Genomic DNA, 16,890 nt, shown 5'->3' with positions numbered 1-16,890 from the left:
CTCGCGATGCGGATCGAAGCCCTCTCCCCGAAACTCGTTGATCGTTAACACGTGAAGAGCCAGTGGCCGAAATTGTGGTCAGAGGGAGATCGGGAACGATGGCGTGGCTTGCCTCCCTCCGCTGTTACCAACTTGTATGTTCAATGGTGATTCAAAGTGTCGTCCCTAGGTTTCTGCGCAGGACTCTGCGAGATGCGCGTTCAGCGGCCGATGGAGTGACTTACGCGCTACACTTAGCCTAGTTCGAAAAAAAACGATCTTAGCTTGGACGTCCTGCACACACCAGTCGATGGCGGAGGGGAGTGGGGGTCGAACCCACCCGGGACAGGCTCGCTGCCCCAACCGGATTTGAAGTCCGGCCGTCCCACCGGAGACGATTCCCTTCCAGTTTTTGATTTCATTGTCATTTCTTCCAAACCGACAATGTTCCGAGGAGCCTTTTCCTACCGGTTTGCTACCCTTTGCTCTCGCTAGAATCCCCTACCGCACGGCGGATCATTTCGTCAATCTGTACCGCGGCATTCGCCTGCATTCCCGGCATCACGTGTGAGTAGAGGTCGAGGGTAATGCCGATCGAGTGCCCCAAGCGTTCGCTAGCGATCTTGGATGCACCCCCAGCAGATAGGAGTTGGGCGGCGTGAGTGTGGCGGAGATCATGGAAACGGATGCGCGGGAGGTCCAGCCCTTCCAGCAAGCGTAGCCATGCGTCTGTCAGTGCCCGCGGCTGGGGCGCCTTCATGGTCACTCACGATGAACATGTCTTCAGCGCTTCTGATGCCGATTGCGAGTAAGCCTTCTGCCTGTCTAGCCCGATGTGCCTTGAGGATAACAGATGGTGACAGATCAACTGCGCGGCTCCGGCCAGACTTCGGCTCCTTGTAGTGAACGCCTTCGACGGTCTGCTCTACACTCTCGATAATAGCGGCGCGCGCGCCGGCCCAGTCAATATGATTCCACCGAAGTGCTGCGATGTCTCCTGGTTTCAAGCCGCACATTACCGCCAACGGCACCGGAATATGGATGCGCTTTCCCTCGACCTGCAGCAACTTTGCTGTCTGAGAGGCATCGTACGCCAGCATCGGCTTGCGCTCCTGCTTCGGAGCCTTACTCAAAACTGCAGGATTCTTCGCTATCAATTCCCAAGTCAAAGCTTGGTAGGCCAAGCGAGTGCGTTTCAGGCAATGGGCAAGGTCGTCGGGACCGGGGGCTATTGTGAGGGCATGGCAATAGAGTTTGTCGATGCCCCGAACACGACCAGCCGGTAACCTACAAGGTGCGGGTTGGTCCGACTACCGCCGTAACGATGCGCACGAATGGGACCGGAAGTGCGCGCCGCTTCGGTGGGCAGCGACCGCGATCCTGATAGCTCAGGAAATCAACGCCTAGGCACGCCTAGTCTAAAGTGGAAACGTTGGCACCCGACCGGAAGGGGGCCGATGACAAGGTTGCCGACGAACCGCGCGCCACTCGTCAAATGACGAAAAAAAGCAAAGCGCCCGCAACCACTATAAGGGCGACGCCAGTCACGACAACGATGAGTACCAGGTCCCGGGTGCGCTTCGTTTGTCCGTTCATCGGGCTCTCTCGCAGCTTACCCGCATCTAACATCGAGGCGGCCCGTCTGGCCATCGCTATTTTCACCGTTCCCGTATCTCCCGAGCGACGTCGCTGTTTTCGCCGCAACATTCAGTGGCGATTTCCAAACATCGTTGCCGTTCCAGGGAAATAGCCTCAGCAACCATCTTGGTCGGGTCGCGTTGCCCGCGCGCAAGGTGACGGGCTGCAAGGCTCCACGCTTTCCTGGTAATCTCGTCTGGGATCATAACTCGCCTCTGTCACTCAATTGAGCGTAGGCAGTTTCGCTTTCGTGAAACGTGTGCGTGAGGCAGGAACGCCCTGGCATCATCTATTGAGTTGCCTTGTTTCAAGGTATTGCGACCTTATTCTCTCTGCAGGATCGTCTTTCGAGCTTGCGCGCTACGAACGCTTCTCAAGCGATCCGGCATACCGAACCAACCTCTGCCGGTGGACCGGCAGGGACTTTTTTTGGGCGGCGAACTGACCAATTGGCAAAACCGCAGCCGTGGGTGGGCGCTGCGGTTTTGGGTGCCAGTTGTGAGTGCAGGGACAATGGCGACCGACCGTAAATTGCATTCCATCAAGTTAATTTAGGGTTGCCTTGCGGACGCGAATTCTCACCCATGAAATCTTCATAGCCCCCGCCCGTCAACCTAACTGCGTCACGGCAAGTCTCCAGGATGTCTTCCTTGCGCATGTTACGGACTGTCCCGTAGACCCGGCACTGAACGTGATCTCGCATCTCCATTTCTGAGAACGTCAGGTGCTCTCGGGCGCCACATGCTTGGCACCGGATCTCAAAGCCGTCGGAGTGATCCACTGCTGCCTCCCGTTGTTTTCGGAGCCCCCCACAACCTGGTCCACTCAAAGGAATTTTCAAGATGAGCTATCGCCTACCGCTGGAATGGCTCCAGCCGATGTAAATGCCGCGTATCATCGCGCATTTGCAGTGCCGGCGCCTATCGAACCTCTGATCTCGACAAGGAGCATTTCACTTCGCCGCTGAAGGCCTGGCAACGTCGCCCGCGGCGACCATGAAATTGCCGACAACGTCAACGCCGCCGACGATGACTATGCCGCCCATACACGGGGCTCGACAACCACGAGCTCCGCATAACTGGCGTCGAGAAGCAGGCGGCCGAGGCTGCCACCTCGATGCGCTGTGGAGAACACGCTAAACAGTCTTTCAGTCGATAGCCGCGTCTGCGGGAGATACTGCAACGGATCGAAGCGGGCCAGCGCGAGGGCAGTTGCCTGCGGCGCTAAAAGAAATGGCCCCAAAGGCGACCAAGGGGCCATGAAAGGTATGTGCGCGGGGACCCTAGCGGAAACGAGAAACGCGGGAGCCCCACTTTTTAACCGCTCGCTCGTCAAATGGTTCCGTGCTGGCTTTTGATTTTCACATCCTTCGCCTTACCAGCCTCCTGTCAGTGCCGCGTGGCTTCCGACGCCAGCTCTATGTATCGGCCGATCGACCAGAGATAGGCGACAATCTGCCACTTCAAAGGGTCACGGTCGCCGTACTTCTCCGCTATTCTGTCGATTTCGTCTTTCGCCCTGTCTTGGTCTGCAATGTCGCCGATCACGTAACTGTCGTGACCCACGGCGCAAATGTTGCAGCCTGCCTCGATCACCTCGTTCACGAAAACCGGAACCTCACTCCGGGTCATCACCCGCTTTTTGCTTTTGGGCATTGGTGTTCCTCCGTGACGACCTCAGAGGTGCATCCCCGAGAAGCAGGGCTTTGAAGAAGAGCCCCATCGCAAAGTAGAAACGGCTTTGGGGCTCCTCCACCTTGATCTGGAGGGATCCGAGATCATCAGCAAGACCTAAAACCCCGATCTGGATGAAAGGTTCTCCAGAATGAAAAAAATCGAGGTAGACCAGGTCCGAGGGCCGTCCAGGAACTAAGCTCCGCCGTGGGGATTTGGGGCAGATACAAGAGGAGCGCAAGGAGGTCACTATGGACTGAGATCGCGTTAAAGGTAACTGGAAGCAAACCGACGAGAGTTTCGATGAGATCGCCGGCCGACGTGATCAGCTCGAAGGGAAGATTCAAGAGCGGTACGGCCTGGAGAAAAACCAGGTTCGCAAAGATATTGATAACTGGTACTCACGATAGACCTGGTAGGCACGTTTTCACGACTGCGGGGCTCGCCGCGGACAACCAACTCGCACCACAACACGGTCGGGCCCTGCAATATCTTCAGCCACGCGTCGAACGAACTCGTCGCCGTCGGGCTCGGCAACTTGACCCTCGATTACGACACAGTTTCCAAGCGCCCTGAAGCAGAGGCCTTGTGTATCGAACGGCGCCTCGGCAGCCAAGGCGTACTTGATGGAAGCGATCAGGCCAGAAGCATCAGAGCCTTCGCCTCCTCGGCAGTCAAAATCGGGCGGAATCAAAATCATCACCGGAACTCCTTATGAAGTTCCAACGCGGTGGGCCGAGAGGTGTTCCTTGAGTGAGTGCTAAATCAGAGCACCTAGAAAGAAGCGGCCCCGGCCGGGGGAGACCGAGGCCCGAGGACGGCTAGCCAATCGGCTCCATTCCGGGGACTATCGATGGAGCTCGGCCTAGATCCGCGGGGGGCAGATCGTAGGCGGCCAGTAAACGCGCGAGGGCGCCAGAGGTTCCTTGGGCAAAACAGCGGCCCCAAAAGGCGACAAATGGGGCCGAAAAGCGAGAAACTTTCGGCCTAACCGGCAGTTAACGACCGCCTAAACTCCACAAAACTTGGCCCCGGAGGGCCTTTTTTCTTTTCTCAGGCTAGGGCGCGCCTTCGTGCAGGATCCGACAGAGGGCTGTCGGCCACACACGTCCGCTCACCACCTAGAACCTCGCCTCGTGTCGACCGAATTTCGACCCACCACGTAGCCGATAGTAAAGGCGAGAGCGCCTAACAGTACACCCACGGCGGAGACGGTGTGCGGATGTTCTGCTGCCGCTCCAACCACGGCACTTACCTCTGTCTTTACAGCTTCCGCCGCGACCTGTGCGGCTTTGCCTACGCCGCTGCGCTCTTCTGCCGGTGTGTAGGTATCGTCATCGTCGTTGCCCATGGGGTGCCTTCTCCTTGTGAGCCTCGCACGAGAAAAACCGGCGTCGGCGCCGCCCGCGACATCGACCTGCGGAAAGACCTATGGTCGCCAGGACGCCAAGTGATGAAGCGCCGCCATTAACGTGTCGAGCTTCGCGCGTGTTGGGCCAAATCGCCGGTACAGGTCGTTCGCGCGTGTGGCGCTTAGATCGTAGGCGACTGCGAATTCTTCGAGGCTGTAAATGTCCGCATATTGCCGGACGGCTGCTGTGGGTGTCGGCCGTAGATTTTCCATGCGAAACAAAACGCGACAGATCGAAGTCCGTTCCTGAGGAAGAGTGTTTTTGCGCCAAAAAAATGCGGCGCGGCAGCCGGTCGCTTTCCCTCCGCGGGAGAGCCTCTTTGCACGGGGCACTAGATTTCACAGCGATCGTCAGGATGCTGCTCAAGCAACACCGCGATTTCCGACAACGCTTTTTCATCATACCTTCCGATTCGAAAGCTCTCGGTCAGATATTGCGCGAGCCGGCGGCTCGTTTTCCATATCGCGGGATCCTGCACCAGATGGACACACGCTCGAAGGTGCGCTGAAGCATTTCGAGGACTTCGGGACTGATTTGACTCTCTGGACCGCCCCCAACATTCATGATCGAAATCGTCGCCTCGCGGGCCGCCCCTGCGATTTCCTTGGCGCCAGACCTTAAGCTTAATCCAATCGCGAACTTTATGGTCTCGACATCTCGAACGCCTCGCTGGTGGTGGCCGAGTATGCGAGCCGCAATCGCTTCTGCTTCCTCACAACCGCGTAGGAGCCCTTGCTCACTAAGGATCTCATTGAAGATCCGATCAACCTCATTCATTTCGTGGGGGAGAAGTGCCTTCGGATTGGTCGTGGAATTCATCGCGCGACCTCCTGCCTTGGGGCGCGAATTATCTTCCAGTCGTTGGGACGCGCCCTTAAAACCACCCAACAATGCGTTCGGTATTTAGGGCGTCCTCGCGATAAGGCAACTTTCTTGGCGAAGCACTCCCACCCCCTTATCCGAAGGCGACAAGCGAGCCTGAGAGGTCGCAGCCGCGCGAGGGGCTCCTGTTGGATAGCAGAGGAGGCTCGAACAGGAGCCCGACCGTTGGCCCTTAGTAACGGAAGGTCGACGGCGCGTCACAACTGCCGTCCACAGGAAACGTTGCGCGTTTCTTGCGTAGCGCCGCTGATTTTAGCGAAAAATGGCCTCGGCAGATCGTCGAGGCCATTCGGCATTTTGCCATACACGGCTCGATCCATATGGACGTTAGATGAGCCTGAAACCTCTGATTAAGCGGGGTGTAGATCAGAGGCATCTAATTAACCAAAATGAAGCCAGATAGTTCCAGAAAAAGGCCCCGACCAATGAAGGGCGGGGCCAAGGTGTCGTCGTCATGAAGGGCTCTGATTGGGCAAGTCCTCAGAGCCCGGGCCACGAACCAGCGATTTGCAAAGAGGTTCCGCCCGACTTGAATTTCTCCGGACCGCAATCACATCCTAAGCCATGAACGAACTGGACGCGCACGACCCACCAACGGATTTCAATTGGCTCGGCTTTGACGGTATCGGCAACATCGGACGCATCCGAAAGGAGACCGGCGGCCCCACGGCTGGCCGCTGGCATTGGGCCGGCTCGGTGCCTCGCACCTTCAAAGGCTCTCCGCCGACGCCGAACCAAGGCAATTGCGAGATACTGCGCGCGAGGCGGCAAGACCCGGCCTCAGCGCGCAAATAGGTCGCTGCGATGGGGATTTATGCGACGCATATCTCCCCTGCGCAAGGTCAGGCCGAGCCGGTCGTAGAAATCGAGGATTTCGATGGCGACCTTGCGGCCATTGTGCACCCGGTCGCGAAAGTCGGGCGCGGTGAACCAGCCATCGTCCGCCTGGGCTGCCACCTCGAGCACGATGGCTGCCATCTCCTCCACGACCGCGCGGGCGAAGAAATGGTCGTGCGCGATCTCGTGGGTCTGCCCGAGCCGCTGGGCGAGTTTCATCACGCGCCTTATGTCGCGCTCCTCTGCATTGAGAAGGACTGTGAAATCGCGCACGCGCGGTGGCCGGAAGCGGCTGTCGTCGAGGAGATGCGGATGGATCCGCTGCCACAGGTCTTCGTCCGCCGGCGACAGTCGGACCTCGTGACCCGGCAGGCGCAGGAAGGCGCCGTCGAGCACGATTTGACCTGCAGCCGCTTCGTCTTTGAGGAATGCGAGGAAGCTTGTCGTCGGCAGGCGCGGTTTGAGAAGGAGCCGTAGCCGCTCGCGACCGATGCCGGCAAGCTCGGGGTTTTCTGCGTGGAAGGCTGCGAGGGTGTCTGTCAGGTTCGCCCGCAATCCGTCCACCGCTGCGCGCGAGAGCGCATGGTCGCCGATGGTCGTCGCCCCGGCGGCCTTCAGGAGCCCGGAAAGGGCGTCCTCGCCCAGGCCACGGTCGCGAAGGAAACCCGCAAGATCGATCGGCGCGAGATCGGACAGGGCGGAAAGCGCCACCGCCGGGTCCTCGTTGCCAGAGGCGGCAAGCAAGGCCAGGCGCTCCGGCGTGCCTCGCTTTCGCGCCGGCGGGCGCAGGTCGAGAAAGCGGCCGCCGCCGATCGTCCGGCTGGCCGAGGTGTCGCGCAGGACGAAGCGGTCGGCGATGGTCGCGGCGATGGGACGGTCGAGGACCAGCTGTACCAGGCCTTGTGTTCCGGGACCGAGCGGGCCGGCAAGAGGTACGATCCGCGCACCAACTTCTGCCGCGTGGCTGTGCAGGCGAACGGGAAACCAGGAGCCGATCGACTTCGCCTCCGAGGCCAGCACGCGAACCTCCGCGTCGATCCGGTCCGTCGGGGCGTGCAGTGGCGGCGCGAGAACCACGTCGCCGCGCCGGATCGCGTCCTTCGTCACCCGTTCGCCGGCAAGGTTCAGCGCGCAACGTTGGCCGGCAAGCCCCTCTGCGGCCTTGCGGTTCTGCGCATGGATGCCGCGTATGCGGGCGGTCAGCCCGGTCGGGCTGACGATGATCATATCGTCGGGCTTCGCACGGCCGCCGAGCACCATGCCGGTCACCACCGTGCCGGCGCCTGCAAGCGTGAAACTGCGATCGACGGCAAAGCGCAGCAGGCCGGCTTCGTTGCGGGCGGCTGTTTCTGCCTCGGCGGCCGCGAGGCCGGCGCGCAGGGCCTCAATACCCTCGCCGGTAAGGGCGGAGACGGCAAGGATCGGTGCCATTGCCAAACCGGTGCCAGCAAGCGTTGCTTGGATTTCGGCTGTCACCTCCGCGCGCCGCTCAGGCCCGGCGAGATCGGCCTTGGTGAGCGCGACGATACCTCTGGTAATATCGAGCAGGTCGAGGATCGCGAGGTGTTCGCGCGTCTGCGGCATCATTCCATCGTCGGCGGCGACCACCAGCAACGCGAAATCGATGCCGCCGGCGCCGGCAAGCATGGTGTGGATCAGCCGTTCGTGACCCGGCACGTCGACGAAGCCGGTGACCGTACCGCCGCCGAGATCGGCATAGGCAAAACCAAGGTCGATGGTGATGCCGCGGGCTTTCTCCTCGGCAAGGCGGTCGGCATCCGTGCCGGTCAGAGCCTTCACCAGCGCCGTCTTGCCGTGGTCGATATGCCCTGCCGTTCCGACGATCATAGTGCCACCAGGGCCGCGATGAGCATCTCGTCGCTTTCCAGACAGCGCAAATCGAGGACCAGCGCGCCATCGCGGATATGGCCAACGACCAGGACCGGCAGGGCGCGAAGCCGTGCCGAAAGCCGTTCCGGTGCGTCGCCGCCGCTGCCTGTCAGCCGCAGGCCGGCACTCGGGATCGTATCGACTGGCAAGGCGCCGGAGCCGACCTGGCTCTGGCACGTGCAGGTGCCGGCCGAATAGCCGAGCGGCTTGAGCAGCGCATCGATTGCCGGAGCGAGACGGGCCGCCTGTGCGGCGATATCGGCCTGCGACCGGGAAAGAAAGCGCAGCGTCGGCAGCCGCTCCTTCAGCCGGTCGGGATCGCGGTAGAGCTTCAGCGTCGCTTCAAGCGCGGCGATGCGGATCTTGTCGAGGCGAACGGCGCGTTTCAGCGGGTTGCGGTTGATGGCGGCGATGAGATCGCGGCGGCCGACGATGAGGCCCGCCTGGGGCCCGCCGAGGAGCTTGTCGCCCGAAAACGTGACGAGATCCGCGCCTTCGGCGACGGCTTCCGCCACCGTGGGCTCGCGTCGCAATCCGAAGATCGAGAGATCGATGAGTGAGCCCGAGCCGAGGTCGTTCAAGAGCGGCACACCGGCCTTGCGGGCAATCTCGGCCAGTCTTGGCGCCGGCACCTCGGCGGTAAACCCTTCGATCCGGTAGTTGGAGGTATGGACCTTGAGGATGACGCCGGTCTCAGGCCCGATCGCGCCCTCATAGTCACGCGGATGGGTGCGGTTGGTGGTGCCGACCTCCACCAGCCTGGCGCCGGCGCGGGCCATGATGTCGGGCATGCGGAAGGCGCCGCCGATTTCGATCAATTCGCCGCGCGAGACGATCGCCTCGCGTCCGTCGGCGAGCGTATTGAGCGCAATCAGCACGGCGGCGGCATTGTTGTTGACGATGGTGGCGTCCTCGGCGCCGGTCAGCTCGCGAAGCAAGCCGCGCAGATGGTCGTCGCGCTGACCACGCCCGCCGCCGTCAAGGTCGAACTCCAGCGCCAGCGGGTTGGCCATCGCGGCGGTTGCGGCGCTGACGGCTTCTTCGGCCAGGATGGCGCGGCCGAGATTGGTGTGCAGCACGGTGCCCGTGAGGTTTATGAGCGGGCGAAGGGCGGAGCGGGCGGCAGCCGCCAGCTCCTCGGCGACGCGGCGCGGCAGGTCGGCTGCAAGCGTTGCCCCATCCTCGCCCGCACGGATTTTCTCCCGTGCGATCTCAAGCCCGGCGCGGACGGCGGTGACGACGGCAAGGCGGCCATGTTCTTCCGTCAGCGCCAGTCCCTCTGGCGAGGTCAGCATCTGGTCGACCGAGGGAAGCACGCGATAATCCGGCATCAATACCCCGCAAGATAGGGGTTGAAACCGCCGCGGCGAAACTCGGTGTCCTTCATCAGGATATCGAGGCCGAGGCTGCCGACGTCGTCTGCGATCGGGTCCAGGCTCGGGTTTTTCACCTGGTAGAAGATCTTGACCCAGGAATGGCATTCCCGGCAGGTCTCGGCCTTCACGGTCGCTTCCGACGTCTCGACCGAACGATAGCTGATGCCTTTGGTCGAACCGCAACAGAGGCACTTTACCCGCACCTCGTTCCATTGCGTGGCGCAGCAGGCGCAGGCTGCATAGCGCACGTTCTCGGCGCCCTGCGTGCCGACGACCGACGACGTTGCCGGCCGGCCGCCGCAGGCGGGACAGACGCCAAGTCCGACAGGGACAAGCGCTTTCGCATCGAGCGTCGCGGCGAGCCGCGCCATGTGCGCCTGCACCGCGGCTGCAACGAAGAGATGGGGAGCGGCGCTGTCTTCCGGAACCTGATCGGAAAGGATGTTGGCAAGCAGCCAGCGTCGGTCGCCGTCTTCGGCAGTTCGCACCGCATCGAGCGCTAGCCGGGCGGGGTCGGGCATGGAAATCTCGACAGCGCCTTCAAGGAGCGCGTCGAGCGTCGCCGAAAGGCCGGGGTCATCGACAAGCGCCAGCCGGTCGATCGGGGGCATCGCAACGCGTGCCGCCTCGGCAACGCGCGCCGATGACGGCGCTGTCACGGGCGGAAGGGTTACTGCCAAGCGCGCCTGGAGTTTGGAGAGCGCCGCAAGGAAGGTGAGGTAAGGCGCAAGCGCATTGCTTTCGGCAAGAAACGCGAAGCGGCGCGCGCGCGTCTGGAACAGTTTGACCGGCTCTGGCAGGAAGGCCAGCGGCGGTGTCGGCACGCCGCCGATGAGGGAGGGATCGGGTTGTACGTCTTCAGCCATCGCATCTCCGGCAATCCGGCGGAGACGCCGGATCATGCAGCATTCAGAGTGCTACAGCGACCGTTGCGCGCCTGACAGGACGCGCGGCGCTGTAGGAGACGATCATTTTGACGGGTCCGAACCCTGGCGTCCAGCCAGTTCGCGCAGCCATTTGCGATGATGGCGAAACGCCCAGCCGCCAGTGACGGTGCCGCGGGTCATCGCCCGGATCGTGCCGCGCGTCCAGATCGCCGCATAGACATGGACGATGAAGATCAGGATCGTGAAAAGGGCTGCGAGCGAATGCACGGCGACGGCCATGCGGCGAACGGGAATGGAAACGAGATCGGGGAAGTACTGCTCCCAGATCATGATGCCGGTCGTCACGAGCACGACGATCAGACCGGACATGCCCCAGAAAACCATCTTCTGCCCGGCATTGTACTTGCCGAGTTCGGGCAGGCTCTCCTCGTTGCCCTGGAGGAGATCGCCGAACTTGCGGCTCCATTCCACATCTTCGCGCCGCGGCAGATTGAGCTTCCACATCTGCGCAAACAGGAGGAGGAAGCTTGCGACGAGGATAAGCCCGACGATCGGATGCAGCCACCGCGTCATCTGGCCGCCGCCGAAAAGGCCTGTCAGGAAAAACAGCGAGGGATGGAAGAAGGAAAGGCCCGAAGTCAGCAGCACGATCATACAGGCGGCGGTGACCCAATGGTTGAGACGCGTATAGCCGCGATAGCGATTGACGGTGACCGGGTGCTTCGTCTCGATCCTGTCGCCGGGGGCCGAATAGATGCGTTTGTCAGCCATCACGCCTCCCTGCCGCCTTGCGGGCGGTTGCGGTCCTCGACGAGTTCCTCCGCCTCGCCTTCTTCATGGGCGGTCACCTCGTTCGGACGGGCGAAGATGCCGTGCAGCACGGCGCCGGCGGCCGCAAGACCGGCAACGGCGAGACCGACGGTCTTCGCCGGCCCCTTCCAGCCGCGCACCACCGGCGAAATCTGCGGATCCTCCGGCAGCCCTGCATAGAGCGACGGCTGGTCGGCATGATGCAGCACGTACATAACATGCGTCCCGCCGACGCCTTGCGGGTCGTAGAGGCCGGCGTGGTCGTAGCCGCGCGACTTCAGGTCCTCGACACGTTCGTTGGCAAGCGTGACCATGTCTTCCTTCGTCCCGAAAGTGATCGCCTTGGTCGGGCAGGCCTTGGCGCAGGCTGGTCCCTGGCCGACCGCGACGCGGTCCGAGCAGAGCGTGCATTTCTTCGACACATGTGCGGTCTTCGAAATGCGCGGAATGTTGAAGGGGCAGCCGGCGATGCAATAGCCGCAGCCGATGCAGTTGTCCGAGATGAAATCGACGATGCCGTTGGAATATTGCACGATAGCGCCCGGCGCCGGGCAGGCCTTGAGACAACCGGGATCGGCGCAGTGCATGCAGCCGTCCTTGCGGATCAACCATTCGAACTCGTTGGTAACGGGGTTCTCGTATTCGCTGAACCGCATCAGCGTGAACATATCAGCCGTCAGGTCGTGCGGGTTCTCGTAGACCCCGACATTTTCCTCCAGGTCCGGATGGGTGTCGTTCCATTCGATACAGGCGGACTGGCAGGCCTTGCAGCCGATGCATTTCGACACGTCGATCAGCTTGGCAACCGGGGTCAGCTGTCGTTCGGGTGTCGGCACGTCGCTGGTTGCCGACACCTTGATGACGTCGCTCGACAAAAGGTTCGAAGCCAGCGGCTGTAGCGGCGGGTTGGCGGCAGCCGTTACCGGTTCCGGTGCGCGTTCGCTCATGCCGAAGCTCCTTCTTCCGCCGCCGGTTCGATGTTGACCAGAAAGGCCTTGAACTCCGGCGTGTCGATATTGGCGTCGCCGACGAAAGGCGTGAGGCTGTTGGGGCCGAAGCCCTTGCGGGCCGCTCCCATGAAGCCCCAGTGCAGCGGAATGCCGACCACATGAACCGGTTTGCCGTTGCAGATCAGCGGGCGAATGCGCTTCGTCACCACGGCCTTCGCCCAGACCTCGCCGCGCGCGCTCCACAAGCGTACCCGCCCGCCCTTGGTGATGCCTCGCTCGGCCGCCAGTTCCTCGCTGATTTCCACGAAGAATTCCGGCTGCAGCACGGCGTTGACACGGCTGTGCTTGGTCCAGAAGTGGAAATGCTCGGTGAGGCGATAGGACGTGGCAACGAAGGGGAAGTCGCCACTCGTGCCCAGCTGTTGCAGGTCGCCGGGGAAGATGCGCGCGACGGGATTGCCGCGAAGCTTGGCGTTGAACGGATTTTCGACCGGGCTTTCGAATGGCTCCATGTGTGTGGGGAAGGGTCCGTCCCGCATCAGCTTGCGGGCAAAGAGACGGGCGGTTCCCTCGGCCGTCATGATGAATGGCATCACTGCCTCGGGCTTTGCCGTCACCGCGATGTCGGGCACATCGAAGCCCGCCCAACGTTCGCCGTTCCATTCGATGAGTTTGCGCGCCGGATCCCAGGGCTTGCCCTCAAGGTCGCAGGAGGCACGATTGTAGAGGATGCGTCGATTGGCCGGCCAGGCGAAGGTCCATTTGAGGAAGGTGCCGACATCGCCCGGATCGCTATTGTCGCGCCGGGCCATCATGTTGCCGTCCTCCGTCCAGGAGCCGGTATAGATCCAGCAGCCCGACATGGTGGAGCCGTCGTCACGCATCACGCCGAAGTTGGGCAAGAGCTTGCCGGCCTCGACCAGCACCTTCGTCGGATCGGTCGGATCATAGAGCGTTTGGAGCGCCCGTCCGTTCATCTCCTGGGCTAGCTCGGCCGGTTCCGGCTCGTAAGGGTCCTTGTAATCCCAGGCAAGGTTCAGGATAGGCTCGGGACAGACCCCGCCTTCCTTGCGGTAGAGTTCACGCACGCGCAGGAAGATGTTGGCCATGATCCAGGTGTCGTGCTTGGCATCGCCCGGTGGTGTCGCCCCTGGCCAGTGCCATTGCAGCCACCGGCCCGAATTGACAGTGGCGCCCTCGTCCTCGGCAAAGCAGGTCGCGGGGAGTTGCAAGACCTCCGTCATGATCTTGGCGGAATCCACCTGGTTGTAGATACCGTGGTTTTCCCAGAAATGCGCCGTCTCGGTCTGCAGCGGGTCGATTGTCACGAGCAGTTTCAGCTTCGACAGACCCTCGGTCAGCTTCGCCCGATTGGGGAAGGACAGAAGCGGGTTGAAGCCTTGGCAGAAGTAGAGGTTCACTTCGCCGCGGCTCATCATGTCGAACATTCTGAGGATGTCGTAGTAGGGTACATCGAGCTTCGGCAACCAGTCGAAGCCCCAGTCGTTTTCGCGTGTCGCGGCGCTGCCCCACATGGCCTTCAGGAAGCTGACCATGAATTTGGGTGTGTTCTGCCAGTAGCTCGTCTGGCCAGGAACGAGCGGCTTGTTGCCGCGCGTCGACATGTAGGTCGTGTAATCCGTCTCCTTTTCCGTCGCGAGGTTCATGTAACCCGGCAGGGAGTTGGAAAGCAGGCCGATGTCGGTCAGCCCCTGGATGTTGGAATGGCCGCGAAGCGCGTTGACCCCGCCACCGGGCAAGCCGACATTGCCGAGGATCAGCTGAAGCATCGCCATGCCGCGAATGTTCTGGGCGCCTTTCGAATGCTGCGTCCAGCCGAGCGCGTAGAGCGAGGTCATCACCTTGTCGCGGGCGGACGTCGCACCGATCATTTCGCAGATCTTCAGGTAGCGATCCTTGGGCGTGCCGCAGATGTTTTCCACGAACTCCGGCGTGTAGGCCGCGACATGCTGCTTTAAAAGATTCCAGACGCAGCGCGGGTCGGTGAGCGTCGGATCGGTTTTCACCGTCCCGTCCTCGTTCAGCTGGTATTCCCAGGCGGTGCGGTCGTAGTCGCGTTTTTCCTCGTCGTAGCCGGTAAAGAGACCATCAGACCATCCAAACGCGTCGTTCACCAGATAGGTCGCGTTGGTATAGTTCTTCACGTAATCCCACTGGACCCTGTCGTTTTCGATGCAGTAGCGGATCGCACCCATCAGGAAGGCGATATCGGAGCCAGGACGGATCGGGGCGTAGACATCGGCAACCGATGCCGTGCGGTTGAAGCGCGGATCGACGACGATCAGCCGGGCGCCGCGATGGTGCTTGGCTTCCGTCACCCATTTGAAGCCGCAGGGATGTGCTTCCGCCGCGTTGCCACCCATAACGATGACGAGGTCGGTGTTCTTGATGTCGGTCCAGGCGTTCGTCATTGCGCCGCGGCCAAATGTTGGAGCCAAACTGGCTACCGTGGGGCCGTGTCAGACGCGTGCCTGGTTGTCGAAGCCGACGACGCCTAAGGACCGGACGGTCTTGTAGGTCAGCCATCCCGTCTCGTTGGTGCCGCCCGACGCTGCAAGGAAGCCCATCGTCGTCCAGCGGTTGACGGTGACCCCGGCCGCATTCTTCTCGATGAAGTTCTTGTCGCGGTCGTCCTTGATCGCCCGGGCAATCTTGTCGAAGGCATCTTCCCAGGAGATATCCTGCCAGGTGTCGGCGCCCGGGGCGCGGTGACGTGGCTTCGTGGCGCGGGTCTCGGACTTCACGAAGTCCTTGAGCGCCGCGCCCTTGGGACAGAGCGTCCCGCGGTTGGTCGGATGATCGGCATCACCCTCGATATGGATGAGTTCCGCCTTCTCGCCGGCGGAAAGGTCACCCTTCGAATACATCAGGATGCCGCAGGCGACCGAACAGTAGGTGCAGACGTTGCGGGTCTCGGTGGTGCTTGCGAGTTTGAAGGCACGCACATGGGCGGCTGTTGCGGCCTCGGCCGCTCCGAAGCCCATGGCCCCGATCGTGGTGGCCGCGGCTCCTGCGCCAGCGAGCTTCAGGAAACTGCGGCGGGAAAGATCGATGTTCATTGGAGGTCCTCTTCCATGCGTATCGGTCTTGAAACGAATGGTCGAACCTTGCAGCCGGCGTGTCAAGGCCGATTTGATCGGCTTTTGTCACGAAAAGTCATGGCCTTGCCGGAAATGATGGGTCATGATCGCGTCCGTGGCCGGCAAGGCCGCCAGCGATACCATTGCGTCGAGGGAGTTCTAATCGTGAGCAGCCTGCCCGCCTCCTCCGAGCCTCGCCTGACCTCACTTGCCCATGGCGGCGGCTGCGGCTGCAAGATCGCGCCGGGCGTGCTTCAGGAAATCTTGCGGGGACGCGTCCAGCTGCCTGTGCCGCCGGAGCTGCTGGTCGGCATCGAAACGTCTGACGATGCGGCGGTCTATCGCCTCAACGATCACCAGGCGGTCGTCGCCACCACAGACTTCTTCATGCCTGTTGTCGACGATCCCCGCGATTTCGGCCGGATCGCCGCGACCAATGCCATCAGCGACGTCTACGCCATGGGCGGCACGCCGATCTTTGCGCTGGCGCTCGTCGGCATGCCGGTCAACGTGCTGTCGACCGAAACCATCGGCGCCATCCTTGATGGCGGGGCGGCGGCCTGCCGGGCAGCCGGCATTCCGATCGCCGGCGGTCACACGATCGATTCCGTCGAGCCGATCTACGGTCTCGTCGCCATCGGCCTCGTCGATCCCGCGCATCTGAAGCGCAACAGCGGCGCCCTTCCGGGCGACGTACTCATCCTCGGCAAACCGCTCGGCGTTGGCATCTTTTCCGCGGCATTGAAAAAGGGCGCGCTCGATGAGGCCGGCTATGCCCGCATGATCGAAAGCACCACCCGCCTCAACACGGCCGGGCCCGAACTCGCGCGGCTTTCCGGCGTGCATGCCATGACCGACGTGACAGGCTTTGGCCTTGCCGGCCACGCGCTCGAAATGGCGCGCGGGTCGAGCTGCCGGGTCCGGATCGACTGGTCCGCCGTTCCCCTTCTGGAAGGCGCTTTCGATCTCGCGGCCGCCGGTTTTGTCACCGGCGCCTCCGGGAGGAACTGGGCAAGCTATGGGCAGGACGTGGCCTTTGCACGCGAGATGGGCGCGATCGACAAGGCGCTGCTTTGCGATCCGCAAACGAGTGGCGGCTTGCTCGTCGCCTGTTCCCGATCGACCGCGCCAGACATACTCGCGATATTCCGCAAGCACGCCTCCGACGCCGCGGTAATTGGGGAAGTGGTGGATGGTGATGCCGGATTGTCGGTGTTCTAGACCTGGATGTTCGCTTTCGGTGACCCGGTTCCTATGGATGAGGCTTAACAAGAGGCTCGCCCTCACAATTTCACACAGGCTTCCACATTTTCGACTTGCAGATGCAGCACGCACTCTGCCCTCGCCGGACCTTAGCAGCCATTTGGTCCCGTGTCGGCAAGACGTCGAATCCTTCGCAACCTGGACACCAAAGCCCGAGCACGCCGACCAATGCGCCGCGGGCGACATGCTCTC

Annotated in this window: 13 protein-coding genes, 1 tRNA gene and 1 pseudogene; 2 read left to right on the top strand and 13 right to left on the bottom strand. The window is 61.9% G+C overall.

Features of this window, described 5'->3' with window-relative positions:
* Positions 1–290 precede the first annotated feature (290 nt).
* The 4 genes from LAC81_RS36145 to LAC81_RS36130 form a co-directional block, all read right to left on the bottom strand.
* Positions 291–386, bottom strand: a tRNA-Sec gene (locus LAC81_RS36145).
* A 68-nt stretch (positions 387–454) separates the two neighbouring features.
* On the bottom strand, positions 455–739 hold the full coding sequence (locus tag LAC81_RS36140) for a tyrosine-type recombinase/integrase (protein WP_223730985.1): 285 nt from the start codon (positions 737–739) through the stop codon (positions 455–457).
* Positions 654–1,163, bottom strand: coding sequence for a hypothetical protein (locus LAC81_RS36135; RefSeq protein WP_223731087.1), 510 nt, complete (start codon positions 1,161–1,163; stop codon positions 654–656). The genes LAC81_RS36140 and LAC81_RS36135 overlap by 86 nt, the downstream gene beginning before the upstream one ends.
* A gap of 1,842 nt (positions 1,164–3,005) precedes the next feature.
* The gene (locus LAC81_RS36130) at positions 3,006–3,272 is read right to left on the bottom strand and encodes a hypothetical protein (protein WP_223730984.1); all 267 of its coding nucleotides are present in this window, start codon (positions 3,270–3,272) and stop codon (positions 3,006–3,008) included.
* A gap of 278 nt (positions 3,273–3,550) precedes the next feature.
* Between LAC81_RS36130 and LAC81_RS36125 the strand changes: the two are divergent.
* Positions 3,551–3,700, top strand: a pseudogene (locus LAC81_RS36125) (CsbD family protein); the annotation flags it as partial.
* A 17-nt stretch (positions 3,701–3,717) separates the two neighbouring features.
* On the opposite strand, the gene LAC81_RS36120 reads toward LAC81_RS36125, so the two are convergent.
* The 9 genes from LAC81_RS36120 to fdnG form a co-directional block, all read right to left on the bottom strand.
* Complete coding sequence (locus tag LAC81_RS36120; protein WP_223730983.1) at positions 3,718–3,990, bottom strand: hypothetical protein; 273 nt, start codon at positions 3,988–3,990, stop codon at positions 3,718–3,720.
* A gap of 414 nt (positions 3,991–4,404) precedes the next feature.
* Positions 4,405–4,641: a hypothetical protein gene (locus LAC81_RS36115; RefSeq protein ID WP_223730982.1), complete on the bottom strand. Its 237-nt coding sequence runs from the start codon at positions 4,639–4,641 to the stop codon at positions 4,405–4,407.
* Between the two features lie 487 nt (positions 4,642–5,128).
* Positions 5,129–5,521, bottom strand: a complete 393-nt coding sequence (locus tag LAC81_RS36105) for a hypothetical protein (RefSeq protein WP_223730980.1) — start codon at positions 5,519–5,521, stop codon at positions 5,129–5,131.
* A gap of 843 nt (positions 5,522–6,364) precedes the next feature.
* Positions 6,365–8,269, bottom strand: coding sequence for a selenocysteine-specific translation elongation factor (selB, locus tag LAC81_RS36100; RefSeq protein ID WP_223730979.1), 1,905 nt, complete (start codon positions 8,267–8,269; stop codon positions 6,365–6,367).
* Positions 8,266–9,642 carry an L-seryl-tRNA(Sec) selenium transferase gene (gene selA, locus LAC81_RS36095; RefSeq protein ID WP_223730978.1) on the bottom strand — a complete coding sequence of 459 codons (1,377 nt, stop codon included), beginning with the start codon at positions 9,640–9,642 and terminating at the stop codon, positions 8,266–8,268. The genes selB and selA overlap by 4 nt, the downstream gene beginning before the upstream one ends.
* Positions 9,642–10,553 (bottom strand): formate dehydrogenase accessory protein FdhE, encoded by a 912-nt coding sequence (fdhE, locus tag LAC81_RS36090; RefSeq protein WP_223730977.1) that lies wholly within the window; start codon positions 10,551–10,553, stop codon positions 9,642–9,644. Before fdhE ends, selA begins: the two co-directional genes overlap by 1 nt.
* Before the next feature lie 102 nt (positions 10,554–10,655).
* Positions 10,656–11,345 carry a formate dehydrogenase subunit gamma gene (locus tag LAC81_RS36085; RefSeq protein WP_223730976.1) on the bottom strand — a complete coding sequence of 230 codons (690 nt, stop codon included), beginning with the start codon at positions 11,343–11,345 and terminating at the stop codon, positions 10,656–10,658.
* Positions 11,345–12,331 carry a formate dehydrogenase subunit beta gene (gene fdxH, locus LAC81_RS36080; RefSeq protein WP_223730975.1) on the bottom strand — a complete coding sequence of 329 codons (987 nt, stop codon included), beginning with the start codon at positions 12,329–12,331 and terminating at the stop codon, positions 11,345–11,347. The genes LAC81_RS36085 and fdxH overlap by 1 nt, the downstream gene beginning before the upstream one ends.
* Entirely contained in the window at positions 12,328–15,414 is a 3,087-nt protein-coding gene (gene fdnG, locus LAC81_RS36075; RefSeq protein ID WP_223730974.1) for a formate dehydrogenase-N subunit alpha, read from the bottom strand. The genes fdxH and fdnG overlap by 4 nt, the downstream gene beginning before the upstream one ends.
* Positions 15,415–15,600: 186 nt before the next feature.
* Here fdnG and selD point away from each other — a divergent pair, with 186 nt between their 5' ends.
* Positions 15,601–16,656 carry a selenide, water dikinase SelD gene (gene selD / locus LAC81_RS36070; RefSeq protein ID WP_223730973.1) on the top strand — a complete coding sequence of 352 codons (1,056 nt, stop codon included), beginning with the start codon at positions 15,601–15,603 and terminating at the stop codon, positions 16,654–16,656.
* The last annotated feature ends 234 nt before the right edge of the window (positions 16,657–16,890 follow it).

Source organism: Ensifer adhaerens, from assembly GCF_020035535.1.
Taxonomy (GTDB): domain Bacteria; phylum Pseudomonadota; class Alphaproteobacteria; order Rhizobiales; family Rhizobiaceae; genus Ensifer.
This window is presented reverse-complemented; position numbering and strand designations above follow the sequence as displayed.

Excerpts from the sequence above, each read along its gene's own strand:
- LAC81_RS36140 (WP_223730985.1), bottom strand. The coding sequence starts at position 739 with ATGAAGGCGCCCCAGCCGCGGGCACTGACAGACGCATGGCTACGCTTG.
- LAC81_RS36130 (WP_223730984.1), bottom strand. The coding sequence starts at position 3,272 with ATGCCCAAAAGCAAAAAGCGGGTGATGACCCGGAGTGAGGTTCCGGTT.
- LAC81_RS36120 (WP_223730983.1), bottom strand. The coding sequence starts at position 3,990 with ATGATTTTGATTCCGCCCGATTTTGACTGCCGAGGAGGCGAAGGCTCT.
- LAC81_RS36115 (WP_223730982.1), bottom strand. The coding sequence starts at position 4,641 with ATGGGCAACGACGATGACGATACCTACACACCGGCAGAAGAGCGCAGC.
- LAC81_RS36105 (WP_223730980.1), bottom strand. The coding sequence starts at position 5,521 with ATGAATTCCACGACCAATCCGAAGGCACTTCTCCCCCACGAAATGAAT.
- selB (WP_223730979.1), bottom strand. The coding sequence starts at position 8,269 with ATGATCGTCGGAACGGCAGGGCATATCGACCACGGCAAGACGGCGCTG.
- selA (WP_223730978.1), bottom strand. The coding sequence starts at position 9,642 with ATGCCGGATTATCGCGTGCTTCCCTCGGTCGACCAGATGCTGACCTCG.
- fdhE (WP_223730977.1), bottom strand. The coding sequence starts at position 10,553 with ATGGCTGAAGACGTACAACCCGATCCCTCCCTCATCGGCGGCGTGCCG.
- LAC81_RS36085 (WP_223730976.1), bottom strand. The coding sequence starts at position 11,345 with ATGGCTGACAAACGCATCTATTCGGCCCCCGGCGACAGGATCGAGACG.
- fdxH (WP_223730975.1), bottom strand. The coding sequence starts at position 12,331 with ATGAGCGAACGCGCACCGGAACCGGTAACGGCTGCCGCCAACCCGCCG.